A 13,369-nucleotide genomic window follows, 5' to 3' on the forward strand; every position below is an offset into this window, starting at 1 on the left:
ATTTATCTCAATATAAAAATCCGAACAGCCATAAAGGAATCAGGTTTTCTCCTCCTATTTCCATTTTATCCACTGCATAGTATATGTCCGGATTGAATTTTCCTTTCGTGTCGGGAACAATCTGAAAATGATATTTCCCATTCACTAAAAAACGGGCGTTTTGATTACTTTCGTTTATGTTGTTATCTTTAATCAGTTGATTACAGAAGAACGTTTCGTTTACGGCCGGTTCATCGGGTATCTGCTGATTCATCACGTACATCAGGTTGGGATTATACATATATGCCCGCACAGGTTTTTTAGGATATTCCTCACCCGGTGCATAAAGCAGATTAATCATCCGTGCATCCTGCAGATATTTAATGTAGTTCATCACCGTTGCCCGTGATGTCTTGATCAACTTACTTAACTGACTCACGTTTGGTGTACAAGGCATATGAAGCGAAAGCAAATAGAGCAATTTACGTAACTTCGTCAAGTAACGCTGCTCGATCTGTTTAATGTATAAAACATCGACCTCGAGCGTCATATTCATTGTTTTGAGCAAGTTCTCCGAATAGTTTCGCTTTTCGAGAAAGAACGGATAGAAACCGTGATGCAGATAATCGTGAAAATAAGCACGAGGCTTTATCGATGCACATACCTCACGAGCTATAGCCACGTGATTTTTCAGCACTTCGTCGAATGAATAGGCCGGGAAGTCGGTACCGGCCATCAAATTCAGGTATTCGCGAAACGAGAAGCCTCGCAGGTAATATGACGCTACTTTCCCTGCCAGATCGGGATTTTCTTCTTTGAGACGCATGACGGACGAACCGGTAAACACGATCCGCAAATCGGTGAAATGATCGTGGCAATATCTCAATTCACGAGACCATTCAGGATATTTAAATACCTGATCGATAAGCAGTACTTTGCCGCCTTGTGCACGAAACTCGCCGGCAAAGTCAATCAATGTCCGCTCCGTAAAAAAGAAATGATTCAGATTGATATACAGACATTCTTTATTATCGGGACCAAAAAACTCATTAGCATACAACAGCAGAAATGTTGTTTTCCCTACTCCACGCGAGCCTTTGATGCCAATTAACCGTTGGCTCCAGTCGATTTCATCCATCAGTCCACGTCGAACGGTCGAGCCGAGATGTGCCAATAGATATTGATGTGTCCGGTAAAAAGCCTCCATGCCTTGTTAAAAATCGAAGGCAAAGATACGAAGATATTTGAAATTGTAATCTCGAGTTGGCAAAAAACTGCAAAAAATGCTATTTGCTTTTGGCAATTCCCATAAAAGGTTGGAGACCCCATCATGTGACCAAAAGAGAGACAGTGTATCTTGTAATCACATTAGGATGTAGATCAAAAAGATAAGTTGTTCTTCATGGAAGGGCCAAGAAGTATGATCGTATCGGTAGCTGCATGGTGAGTAAACGTATAAGCGACACCCTCATTGATTCGTATCGTATATGTTCCATGTCTCAATGGTATTTCATATTTCAGATTGTAGGGGCAGAGACATCGCACGCTACTTTTTGAAACGTCTTTTTCCTTCACCCAAAGCTGATCTCCCTTTTGACTGACCCGAATCTCCATCTTTGCCGCACAATTATAAATCACACTGTCGTGGGCAATCTGCAATCGACCGTCCTCAACGGCTTTCAGACGCAGTGTTTCATACAGGCCGGAAGAAGCGGATGGCACTTCTTCCGATCTGGTATTCGATAAACAACCCGAATTATAGATATTATAGACTTTCAGAGAAGTACCGGCAACCGTACTTTGCATGTCTTCTTCATTACATCCCCATGCCCAAACCATGGTTGCCAATACTGCTATATACAGAAACATTCTCTTCAATTTCATTGTACTCCGTTTTTATTCATTATATATAGATGACGCAAAACGGAGGCCAAATGTTGCATGTTTCTGTTATTTTTAAACTTTTTTATTCAATCACCTTCACCCAGCCGTAATCGTCCGGTTCGTCGCCGTACTGAATAGCACGCAACTTGTGATACAAACGGGTACAAACAGGTCCTACTTTTCCGTCTTTGGCAATGACGTACTGCTTGTCCTCATCCAGGTCGTCGATCTGAGAAATCGGAGCGATAACGGCTGCCGTTCCACATTCGGCCGCCTCGTCGAATGTTGCAATTTCTTCAAAAGGTACCGGACGACGTTCTACCGTCATGCCCATTTGCTCGGCAAGCTGCATCAGGCTCTTGTTCGTGATTGACGGGAGAATAGATTCGGACGCCGGCGTGATGTACGTATTGCCACGTATGCCGAAGAAGTTGGCCGGGCCGCATTCGTCAATATACTTTTTCTCTTTCGGATCAAGGTAAAGTACGGCCGCATAGCCACCTTGCCGTGCCTTTTCGCCGGCGCGAAGGCTGGCTGCGTAATTTCCACCGACTTTTACCATTCCCGTACCATGAGGCGCCGCACGATCATACCCACGCATGATACATACCTTCGATGGTTGGAAACCATTCTTAAAGTAAGGACCTACGGGAGTGACAAAGATAAGGAACAAATATTCGACAGCCGGTTTTACGCCAACCTGTGCACCGGTTCCGATCAGCAGTGGACGCAGATAGAGCGACGAACCGCTTTCGTAGGGCGGAATGAAACGTTGGTTCAGCAATACGACCTTGCGTACAGCTTCTTCAAATTTCTCGACTGGGAATTCCGGCATCAGGATGGCTCGACTCGACGACTGTAGCCGCTTAGCGTTCTCATCCATCCGAAACACACGAATTTTACCGTCTTTGCCGCGAAAAGCTTTCAGTCCTTCAAATGCTTCCTGACCATAGTGCAGACACGTTGCCGCCATGTGGATATTAATCATCTCGGACGAAGAAATTTCAATCTCGCCCCATTTGCCATCGCGATAGCAGCATCTTACGTTATAATCCGTCTTCATGTATCCGAACGGAATTTCCGACCAATTGATATTTTCCATTTTGTTAGAGTTTAAAATTTACATAAAAATCGAAATGCAAATGTACATGATAATTTCTCAATTTCCACACAGCCCCACAAAAGTTTTACCATAAACCTGCGTTTCACCGCCCTCTTCCTCGATCGTTTCCTCTTTTTCTTCTCACACTTTACCCTTTCGCGGGCGGTTCTTTTCTTTCGGGTACAGGCGCGGATTCTACAGGCTTCAGCGGAATCGTCGTCTTATCATCCTGTCCTTTGAGGTAGGACGGAAGGTTCATTCCGGCCATATTAAACAGATCGTTCAACGGGGGAACAGACTTCATCAACCCGGAAATAAAGTTGGCGGTCGAGGTCATCCCTTTTCCGTCTCCATTGTTGCCATCCCATACGGTGATCTTGTCGATCTTGATATTTTTGACAGCTTCCACCTGTGTTTTGACAAGCTCCGGCAATTTGTCGGTGATCAGCATGAGCACCGCCTTATCGGGATCGCTTCCGGCAGCGCGAACAAGACGGTCGTATCCTTCGGCCTGCTTCGTGAGCACCTCGTAGATACCGCGTGCTTCGGCATCCATCTTCGCAAAGATAGCATCGGCTTCACCTCGTGCTTTGCGACGCAGCTTCTCGGCTTCCGCTTCGGCATCGATAATCGCTTTCTCCTTCTCGATCTCAGCGGGAACGACCACGTTGGCTGTCTGTGTGGCCTTCTCGCGCTCAGCGCGTGTCAGCTCGGCCTCGCGTTCCGACTGATATGCTTCCTGCAAAGCTTTTGCGGTCTGCACCTTCTCGGCTGCTACGGCGCGGCGTGCCGCTTCGGCCTCTTTCTCGCGACGCGTAGCATCGGAATTCGCAATGGCAATCTTCGCGTTGTTCTCTCCTTCGACGGCCAGCGCATTGGCTTCGGACGTACGGATACGCGTATCACGGAGGGTTTCTGCAATCCGGATGTCTTTGTCACGATCGGCTTCGGCCTTACCGATTTCTCCGAAACGATTCTGCTCGGCCACACTTTTCTTTGCTTCGTTGATCGCCTTGGCAGCAGCTTCCTTTCCAAGCGCTTCGATATATCCCGATTCGTCGCGAATATCGGTTACGTTGACGTTGATCAGCTTGAGACCGATCTTCCGCAGTTCGGCCTCGACGTTGGCGCTGACATTGGCTAAGAACTTATCACGGTCGGCATTGATTTCCTCAATATCCATCGTGGCGATGACAAGACGCAGCTGACCGAAAAGAATATCGGTGGCAATATTCTGGATGTTATGCGTATTTTGCCCTAACAGACGCTCGGCCGCATTGGTCATGCTCTCCGGTTCGGTCGAAATGCCGACCGTAAAACGGCAAGGCACGTCTACACGGATGTTTTGTTTACTCAGCGCATTCGTCAGGTTACACTCGATGGAGATGGGTGTAAGGTCGAGGAAAGCATAGTTTTGGAACACGGGCCAGATAAACGCCGCCCCACCGTGGATGCAGCGTGCCGAGCTGACGCCGCCCTCTTTGTTGCGACCTGTTTTCCCGTAAACGACTAAGATTTTGTCCGAGGGACAGCGTTTATAACGCGAAAGAATCGAAGCGAACGTCACGAACAGGACGGCTACGATCACTACAATTAAATATAAACTTGGCATAAGCTATTAAATTGAGATTATTGAAATTATTACTGATAACGAAACTGTTTGTCACGCTTTATAATCTGTTATTCCTAACCGGTTACCCGATGGATCCTCAAACTCGACGGCCCAACCTGTTTGGATATGGAAAGGCTCGGAAAGGAATCGGATGCCTCTTTCTTTCATCTTGGCATACTCAACCGCTACATCTTCTACCTCTATCCACAAAGCAGGTTGGGCATCCGGGAATCGTGTGGTATCCCTTAGGATAAGTGCCGGTTCGTCGTCTCCTATACGATAGGCGATCATGCCCATAGAGGAGAAATCAAACTTCACGGCTAAACCCAATACATCGACATAGAAGTGTTTTGTCGCTTCAAAATCCTTTGCAGGGAAAAAATAATTATCTGCCTTCATTAGGATATAATAAGATGGCGTAAACTATATTTTCTCTACGAGTACGGTGTGCCCGTTCAGGACGGCGGTCACACGGATGGGGGCTTCGTTAGGCAGGCGCTCGCCGTCGGTCATGGCGTCATATTCGCGGATGGCGCCGCGGACGCTGACTTGCACTTTACCTTCGCCCGTGCGTGCGGCCGGGATGGTCAGGTAGACCGCCCCTTTGCAGCCGACAAGGGCTTCCGGCTCAATAGTGCCCGACTGCTGCATGCCGCTCATCCATTTAAACAGATACATCACGGCGGCTACGAGCAGTACACCCACCACCACGCCGCCGACGAGTATCAGCGAAGTGCTTTCCGTGGACGCGCGCAGGGCGATGGCCGTCCAGCTGAACCCCAGCAGGAAATTGATCAGGTTACGAAACGTGAAAAGTTGGAAGGGGGTCGTCTCACCCGTGCCGTCGGCAGACATATCGCCGTCGAAGTCGCCGTCAAAATTCGTTTCGGAGTCCATCCCCACAAAAGTCATGACACTTTGAATAATAAAGACCACTGAGGCAAAAATAGCGATGCCCCAAAGAGTTTGCATAAATGGATCGAGTGATCCCCACCATGTTTCCATAATCTATTGTGTTCTTTAGGTCGTTTGTACTTTTTTCCTGACAAATGTAAATACAAATCTTAAAACCGCCAAAAAATTTGAGAAAAACATTTAGAAAGAAAATTGCATCTTCATTCTTAGCCCACTATTGGGCGTATGCGGATGGTCACGATAAGAGAGTCGCCAGACATAATCAAGCCGGACGAGCTTAAAGATATTATCAAGTCCGCAACTGATTTCCATGTAAGGACGATCCTCCATCAGATAACTGTTTTCAGGGAAAACATAAAGTCCTTCATTACCCGGTTTCCACGGATTGTTCTTGTCGCTCAGATCGCCGTACCATCCGCGAAAAGCAAATACCTCGCGCAGTTGCAGGCGTTTGATGAGCGGAAGACGGTTCAGCAGAGCTCCATTCATAAAATATGTAACTTCCCACGACACAAAACGATCATTAATAAACTCCATCGGGTCCATCAGGGCGTATGTCTCCGGCTCGATGCTGTACGATAAGTTCGCATTTGGGATGATAAGCAACGGATAGGGTACCTTATCCCATACTTTGCCGGCTTGCCCGTAAAGATCTACATATCCGAAGGGCGACATCCAGAAACGTTTACGGATGCCGATCTCGGTGCGGTTATAATGATGGTCGGTGCCCAGGACGCCTTTTCGGGCAACGGTATGACTGAGCGTGATGATCGGCGCATCAAGCGTGATGGGGTAACGATAGTTACGCGACTGATAGAATTTCTCGTTTGGTGCCCAGCGCAACTTTATCTCCAGTTGTGCCGAGCGGTAATGATCGAGTGGAAGAGCCGTCACCCCGTCAGGTTGGATTTGCGCGAACGGCACATAACGTGACGCCCATTCTGTCAGGTGACGAGCCGTAATGCCATACCCTAACCCGTTGTAATGCTCATGATAATAGCTGAGTTCGGCTTTCTGCATGTAGGTAATCAGGTTGTTTTTGCGTCGCTTAAGCATCATAAACACATTGTCCGCATTCGTATAGAGGTAATGCTGCCCGATCTGATTGATATCGTAGCGATATTCGGCGCGCACATAATGAAACGGATACTCTTTACGAAAACTTCGTTTCTTGTTAAACGAATATTCGACCAGCAAATCTCCTTTGAATTTTTTGTCGCCCGCGCCGTAAGCTATATAGCCATCTACAAAGAAATGTCGGCTAAGATTCGTCGTAGTTGTCCCGCCGAACCGATATCGTGCACCTTCGAGCGTATTACCGCTGATAAAAGTATTTACCGGTCCAAATTCGATCGGGCTGTTTGTTTCCCAAGGCTGCACATATCCGTTGATCAGGGCGCCTACGATCTTCTCCGTCCAGAAAAAAGCAGGCACGGCGCGCAGTTGCGCCATCATCTTCTCGACCGAGGTCTGCGTAATCTCTTTTTCGTTCTCCCGATGTTCCTGCCAATATTCGTCCGAACGTTTCCGGGCATCTTCCGTTTCCATCACGGGATTATTCTCTCGAAAGACGGTTATATCTTCGGGGGGCTCGAACGAATGATCGCGATAAAGACAAATGCGGCGGGCATAAGTGCCTTTACTCTTAGCGTTCAGTTTAAATTCGACGGTAATATCATTTTTCGTCATCAGTCGTGTGCCATCATCTGTACGTACGAAATCCTGTTCGATCCGCATAAAATCCACAAAATTGAGGTTAATGTGCCGAGGCACATTCAGTTTCACCCGTTTGATAAAGAAAGTCGAATCGAGGGTGATATAAAGATGTCCGGTAAAACCGAACGACTCGGAGTTGAACGGCACGAACGCCAAATCGACACACGGTTCATTCTCTACCGTTACGGTATCTGACAAGTAATACTTATAGTAGAGTGGTCCAAATGAAGCAATCGGACTGACAAAACGATTCAAGAACAGCGGGATGTTGTCTTGAAAAAGATCCATTTCCCTGAACACCTCCTCGATAAACTGTTTGACCCCGTCTTCCGAAAAAATCTCGATCAGTCCGGTGCGTTTCACCCCTTGTATGACCTTGCGCTCCACCGGAGGCGATTTCCGATAATAGGTCTTCTCAATCAACTCTTCGTTGTAAAGCGGTAAAATCGGTTTGCCCGATACTCGAGACGTGTCGATGTAGTCGAAGATAAAATCGATCTGTTTGTAGCGTTTTTTCTTACGTGCCTCTTCCTCGTTAAAGTCATTTTTGGCCAAAATCTTCTGGTCATACGTACTATAATAATAGTAATCATGTCGGCGGGGATCATTAACTGTACGCCGACTTATCACCTTTTCAACAAACGCTACCGCCGGATTCTTTTTTCTGGAATATTTTTCTTTTTCAGGCTTGACAACAATATCGGACAACGCATAAGATATTGGTTTCATCCGGACTATTACATTGTTTATTCCATTTCTTTTCAGCGGAAGCTCAACCTCTTCATACCCCAGAAATGAAACATGTAATACGTTTTCGGAAGAAGTGACTTGTAAGGAGAAATGGCCTCTGTCGTCCGTCACCGTGCCGATCGTCGTTCCTTTCAGCATGACCGATACGGAAGGCATAGCTTCATGTGTTAACGAATCTTTAACATAGCCTTCTACACGGATCGTATATTGCGCAAACCCTTTTCCTGCTCCAAATAACAAGCATAACAAAAGGATGTATAAAATGCTTTTTAGTTTCATCTTACCGCTAATGATATGATTCATGCAAAAGTCGCTTTTTTCTCCGAGAAACAAAAGTCTATTTTACCTATATTCTGTTCATTTTATATTTTTTGGATCAAAGACTCCGCTTTCTCACCATAACTGTTTTATCTTTGCGCCTCGTTTTAACAAGTGAAAATGGATTGGTTGAACGGTTTATTTGTAGAACACTCCGCCTTGCAGGCTGTGGTTGTGCTTTCGCTTATCGTTGCGACAGGGTTGGCATTGGGCAAAGTACATATAGGCGGAATATCCTTGGGGGTTACGTTTGTCTTTTTTACCGGTATTTTAGCCGGGCATTTCGGGCTTTCCATAGATGATAAAATGCTGGCTTATGCTGAAAGCTTCGGATTAGTCATTTTTATCTATTCTCTCGGGTTACAGGTTGGTCCGGGCTTTTTTAATTCTTTTCGTAAAGAGGGGATTACGCTCAATATACTCTCGATGGCACTTATCCTGATCGGAACCGGGTTGACCGTCCTGCTTTCGTATCTGACAGAGGTATCGTTACCGGATATGGTTGGTATTTTTTGCGGAGCCACGACAAACACACCGGCCTTGGGAGCGGCACAGCAGACCTTGAAACAGATCGGTCTGGATAGCAACATCCCCGCTTTAGGTTGTGCTGTAGCTTATCCGTTAGGGGTAGTCGGGGTGATTTTTGCAGTTTTACTCATCCGGAAAGCATTCGTTCGTCAAGAATTACTGAACAAGGTAGAAAAGGAAGATTTAAAAAAAGTATATGTCGCCGCTTTTCAAGTGCATAATCCGGCGGTCTTTGAAAAAAGTGTCAAAGAAATTGTCCGGATGAGTGACCTGAAATTTATCATCTCACGTTTATGGAGAGACGGGCATGTAAGCATTCCGACGTCGGAAAAAATCTTGAAAAAGAATGACAGATTATTGGTTATCACATCGGAAAAAGATGTGCAAGCCTTAACGTTCCTGTTTGGTCAGCAGGAAAAGACGGACTGGAACAAGGAGGATATCGACTGGAATGCTATTGATACGGAGTTAGTTTCGAAACGTATTGTGGTGACTCGTGCAGCGTTGAACGGCAAAAAATTAGGTTCTCTCCGTTTACGCAATCATTATGGAATCAATATCAGTCGTGTTTTTCGTTCGGGTGTGGAGTTGCTTGCCACTCCCGAATTGGTGCTCCAGTTAGGAGACCGGTTGACGGTAGTGGGCGAGGCTGCAGCGATCCGGAACGTAGAGCAGGTATTGGGGAATGCCGTCAAAGATCTGGAAGAGCCGAACCTCGTCGTGATTTTTATCGGTCTCGTTTTGGGGTTGGCTTTAGGATCTGTGCCGTTTTCATTTCCGGGCATCGCTACACCGGTGAAATTGGGTTTAGCGGCAGGTCCTATTATCGTCGGCATTTTACTGGGCACATTCGGTCCCCGCATACATATGATTACTTACACAACTCGCAGTGCCCATCTGATGCTTCGTGCGATCGGTCTTTCCATGTACCTAGCATGTCTGGGGTTGGATGCGGGCACACACTTCTTCGAAACGGTGTTTCGTCCCGAAGGGCTTTTGTGGATTGCGATCGGTGCAGGGTTAACCCTTATCCCTACCATTATTGTAGGGGTGATCGCTTTGAAAGTCATGAAGATCGACTTCGGTACGGTTTCGGGCATGTTGTGCGGAAGTATGGCTAATCCGATGGCGTTAAGCTACGTCAATGAAACGATATCGGGAGACAATCCTTCGATCGCTTATGCCACGGTTTATCCCTTAGGCATGTTTGCCCGGGTCATTCTTGTGCAGATACTGCTGATGTGCCTGTTGGGATAATTTCGTTATTTGCAGGAAAAGCGATACCTTTGCCGGTCAAAAAATAAACACACTATGGATTATGCAATTATCGCTGCCGGTGAAGGCTCCCGTCTCGTGCAGGAAGGAATGAAAACCCCCAAGCCCTTGATTCGTTTACATGGAGTTCCCTTGATTGACCGGCTGATTCATATTTTTTTGAGGCATCACGCCACGTCGATCAGTATCATCGTGAACGAAGAGATGACGGAAGTGCAGGCGCACCTGAAAGCTCTTTCGCTGCCGGTACCGTTTCATTTATTGGTACAATCCACCCCCAGCTCGATGCATAGTTTTCATGCATTAAGCCGCTTTCTGACCGGCGATCGGTTTTGTCTGACCACGGTCGATACGATTTTTCAGGAAGATGAATTTACACAATATATCCGTACATTCGAGCAGACATCGACTTTGGATGGCTTGATGGCCGTTACAAGTTTCGTGGACGATGAGAAGCCGCTCTACGTAAAGACAGACGATGACGGGAGAATCCATGCTTTCCTCGATACGACAGACGGGGTGTGCCGTTATGTGTCGGGAGGCATCTATTGCCTGAAAAAAACAGCACTTCCGGTCTTGGAGCAGGCGATGACACAAGGAATCTCACGAATGCGCAATTATCAACGCTTGTTGGTGAGCGAAGGTTTGCATTTGAAAGCCTATCCGTTCCATAAAATTATCGATGTCGATCATATCCGTGATCTGGCTAAGGCAGAAAAGTTTTTATCGTGACACGGATTTATCAGGATATCTTTCTAATGATCAATCAACATGAATACGCATAAGGTAGCCGGCATTCGCAGGGGAAACCGTTTTTCCCCGAATCATGTAGGGAATGACGCCGCCATTTTTTCATTGACGGCAGAGCATCTGCGCCGTATGGGATGCACGGTGAATGAATACATCGAATCGGATCTGTTAGTTCGGGACATCGATGCCAATATCGTTTTTAATATGGCACGTGAACGACAAATGGTACGTAAATTGCAACGTATGGAAGACGAAGGATGCAAGGTCATCAATTCGGGCTACGGTATCGAGAATTGCACCCGTGAGAAGATGACGCGTCTTTTGCTATCTGCCGGAATAGCCCATCCGAAGAGCCTTATACTTAAAACAGACGACGATCCGACGGAGGCGCTCGAGGAGGCCGGCTTGCATCATTGCTGGATCAAACGCGGAGATTTCCATGCCATCCATCGTGAAGACGTGACCTATGTTCGTCATCGCGAAGAGGCCAAAGGTATTTTTCATGAGTTTGCTGTGCGAGGAATTGAAACCGCAGTGATAAATGAACATCTGGTCGGCGATCTGGTCAAATTTTACGGGGTGTACGGAACGGACTTTTTCTATTGGTTTTATCCGTTCGAGAGGCATCACGGAAAGTTCGGGCTTGAACAAATCAACGGTGCAGCCAAGGGATTTTCTTTCGATCTGAATTATTTACGAAAAATGTGCGATCAGGCAGCCCAAGTGTTGAACGTCCATATTTATGGTGGCGACTGCATTGTATCGGAAGACGGCACGGTACGACTGATCGATTTCAACGACTGGCCGAGTTTTGCACCTTGTCGTGACGAAGCGTCACCCTATATTGCCGAATGTATTTACCGTTTCATGAAACAATGATGACACGCAACTCACAGACAAAGGATTTGGAGTCCACACTCAAATCGTTGGATACGGAAGAGTTTATTGATATACATTTTTATCGTCCGCTGGGCTATCGATGGGCCTTGCTGTTCGAGCGGATGGGTATATCGCCGAATGCCGTTACCGTAGCGGGAATCTTTATCGGGATTGCCGCCGGTATTTGTTTTTACTACCCTTCGCCGACAATCAATGTGATCGGGATGTTACTCCTTGTCTGGGCCAATATGTACGACAGCGCCGACGGTCAGCTGGCGCGTATGACCGGGCAGAAATCACCGTTGGGAAGGATCCTCGACGGCTTCTGTGGCGATGTATGGTTCTTCGTTATCTATGTCGCCATTTGTTTGCGACTCATGCCGGTCTGGGGCGGATGGATCTGGCTAATGGCTGTCGTTACGGGAGCCTTCCACGGCAAGCAGGCTGCCATGGCCGATTACTACCGGAACATCCATCTCCTTTTTCTGAAAGGAAAAGCCGGCAGCGAGCTGTCACACTCACCGGCCGTCAAGGCGAATTTCGAGAAGATGACATGGAAACATGATTTTATTTACAAATTATTCGAAATGTTTTACTTGCGTTATACACGCGGACAGGAACGATGGACGCCTCGCTTTCAGGAGATGATGGACATAGTCCGGAACGATTATCGCGGAGAAGCGCCGGAATGGTTTCGCAAAGCATTCCGCACGAAAAGTCTGCCGTTGATGAAATATACGAATATGCTTTCGTTCAATACACGTGTTATTGCGTTATTCGTAAGCCTTTTGATCGATCAGCCGTGGCTTTATTTCGTTTTCGAACTGACGGTGCTCAATGTCATGCTCGTTTACATGGTGACGAAGCATGAACGTATTTGCACCGACTTTACCCCCTTATTAAAGAACCAACAGCAATGATCAACATAAAAACTATTCAAGGGATCGTGTTCGACTACGGCGGTACGATCGACAGTAACGGATTGCATTGGGCGGAAGTGATCTGGCAGGCTTATCAGGCGGAGGCTGTCCCTGTCACGAAAGACGTTTTCCGGCAGGCTTACGTGCATGCCGAGCGGACGATGGGGCAACTTCCTTTGGTGAAACCGGAGCATACGTTTGCCGATATGATGCGTATTAAGACCGATTTGCAAATCGAGTGGCTTCGTGAGAATCGGTATTTGTCGGACATGGAAGCCTCACGCGAATTGAAACGAAGCCTGGCCGGGCGATGCTATATATTCGCTGGGCGGTCGACCGCTGCGGCGCGCCCTGTTATCGAGGCGTTGGCCGACAGTTATCCGCTGGCCATGGTTTCCAATTTTTACGGAAACCTTCGGACGGTATTGAAAGATTTCCGTCTCGATGCGTATTTCCCGCTCCTTATTGAGTCGGCGACGGTGGGCGTCCGCAAACCCGATCCTCAAATCTTCCGCTTGGGGATCAACGCCTTGAAGATACCGGCTGCTCATATCGCTGTGATCGGAGACTCGTACGATAAGGATATCGTTCCTGCCGCCGCTGTGGGTTGCCGTACGGTCTGGCTCAAAAACATCGGTTGGAAAGAATATGCCGGTAAAGAGACGGCTGACGCTGTAATTTCGGACTTTTCGGAGCTGAAAACGATTTTTAATTTGTCATCATCTTAAAAAACATATACCT

At 47.1% G+C, this 13,369-nt stretch carries 12 protein-coding genes; 5 read left to right on the top strand and 7 right to left on the bottom strand.

Translation table 11 applies throughout. The features are described from left to right. Positions 1-7 precede the first annotated feature (7 nt). The 7 genes from ACTTKA_RS02570 to ACTTKA_RS02600 all read right to left on the bottom strand — a co-directional run bounded on the left by ACTTKA_RS02570 (position 8) and on the right by ACTTKA_RS02600 (position 8,261). Positions 8-1,186 carry an ATP-binding protein gene (locus ACTTKA_RS02570; RefSeq protein ID WP_442723853.1) on the bottom strand — a complete coding sequence of 393 codons (1,179 nt, stop codon included), beginning with the start codon at positions 1,184-1,186 and terminating at the stop codon, positions 8-10. A 173-nt stretch (positions 1,187-1,359) separates the two neighbouring features. Next, entirely contained in the window at positions 1,360-1,863 is a 504-nt protein-coding gene (locus tag ACTTKA_RS02575) for a hypothetical protein (protein ID WP_442723854.1), read from the bottom strand. Between the two features lie 82 nt (positions 1,864-1,945). After that, on the bottom strand, positions 1,946-2,965 hold the full coding sequence (locus ACTTKA_RS02580) for a branched-chain amino acid aminotransferase (protein WP_442713338.1): 1,020 nt from the start codon (positions 2,963-2,965) through the stop codon (positions 1,946-1,948). A 148-nt stretch (positions 2,966-3,113) separates the two neighbouring features. After that, a complete protein-coding gene (locus ACTTKA_RS02585; RefSeq protein WP_014226232.1) occupies positions 3,114-4,577 on the bottom strand; it encodes a flotillin family protein in 1,464 nt (487 codons plus the stop codon). Between the two features lie 51 nt (positions 4,578-4,628). Further along, positions 4,629-4,976 (bottom strand): VOC family protein, encoded by a 348-nt coding sequence (locus ACTTKA_RS02590; RefSeq protein ID WP_442723855.1) that lies wholly within the window; start codon positions 4,974-4,976, stop codon positions 4,629-4,631. 24 nt (positions 4,977-5,000) lie between these two features. Next, positions 5,001-5,582, bottom strand: a complete 582-nt coding sequence (locus ACTTKA_RS02595) for a hypothetical protein (RefSeq protein ID WP_442723856.1) — start codon at positions 5,580-5,582, stop codon at positions 5,001-5,003. Positions 5,583-5,672: 90 nt separating this feature from the next. Continuing rightward, complete coding sequence (locus ACTTKA_RS02600) at positions 5,673-8,261, bottom strand: DUF5686 family protein (RefSeq protein ID WP_442723857.1); 2,589 nt, start codon at positions 8,259-8,261, stop codon at positions 5,673-5,675. A gap of 135 nt (positions 8,262-8,396) precedes the next feature. Between ACTTKA_RS02600 and ACTTKA_RS02605 the strand changes: the two genes are divergently transcribed. From ACTTKA_RS02605 to ACTTKA_RS02625, 5 genes are read left to right on the top strand one after another with little or no spacing between them, the layout of a single operon-like run. Continuing rightward, positions 8,397-10,061 carry a putative transporter gene (locus ACTTKA_RS02605; RefSeq protein ID WP_442723858.1) on the top strand — a complete coding sequence of 555 codons (1,665 nt, stop codon included), beginning with the start codon at positions 8,397-8,399 and terminating at the stop codon, positions 10,059-10,061. Between the two features lie 54 nt (positions 10,062-10,115). Next, entirely contained in the window at positions 10,116-10,811 is a 696-nt protein-coding gene (locus ACTTKA_RS02610) for a sugar phosphate nucleotidyltransferase (protein ID WP_442723859.1), read from the top strand. A gap of 39 nt (positions 10,812-10,850) precedes the next feature. Beyond that, positions 10,851-11,708: a hypothetical protein gene (locus ACTTKA_RS02615; protein WP_442723860.1), complete on the top strand. Its 858-nt coding sequence runs from the start codon at positions 10,851-10,853 to the stop codon at positions 11,706-11,708. Beyond that, complete coding sequence (locus tag ACTTKA_RS02620) at positions 11,708-12,628, top strand: CDP-alcohol phosphatidyltransferase family protein (RefSeq protein WP_442723893.1); 921 nt, start codon at positions 11,708-11,710, stop codon at positions 12,626-12,628. Before ACTTKA_RS02615 ends, ACTTKA_RS02620 begins: the two co-directional genes overlap by 1 nt. Continuing rightward, the gene (locus ACTTKA_RS02625; RefSeq protein WP_442723861.1) at positions 12,625-13,356 is read left to right on the top strand and encodes an HAD family hydrolase; all 732 of its coding nucleotides are present in this window, start codon (positions 12,625-12,627) and stop codon (positions 13,354-13,356) included. Before ACTTKA_RS02620 ends, ACTTKA_RS02625 begins: the two co-directional genes overlap by 4 nt. Positions 13,357-13,369: the final 13 nt, after the last annotated feature.

It is taken from the genome of Tannerella sp., from assembly GCF_052170195.1.
GTDB lineage: Bacteria > Bacteroidota > Bacteroidia > Bacteroidales > Tannerellaceae > Tannerella.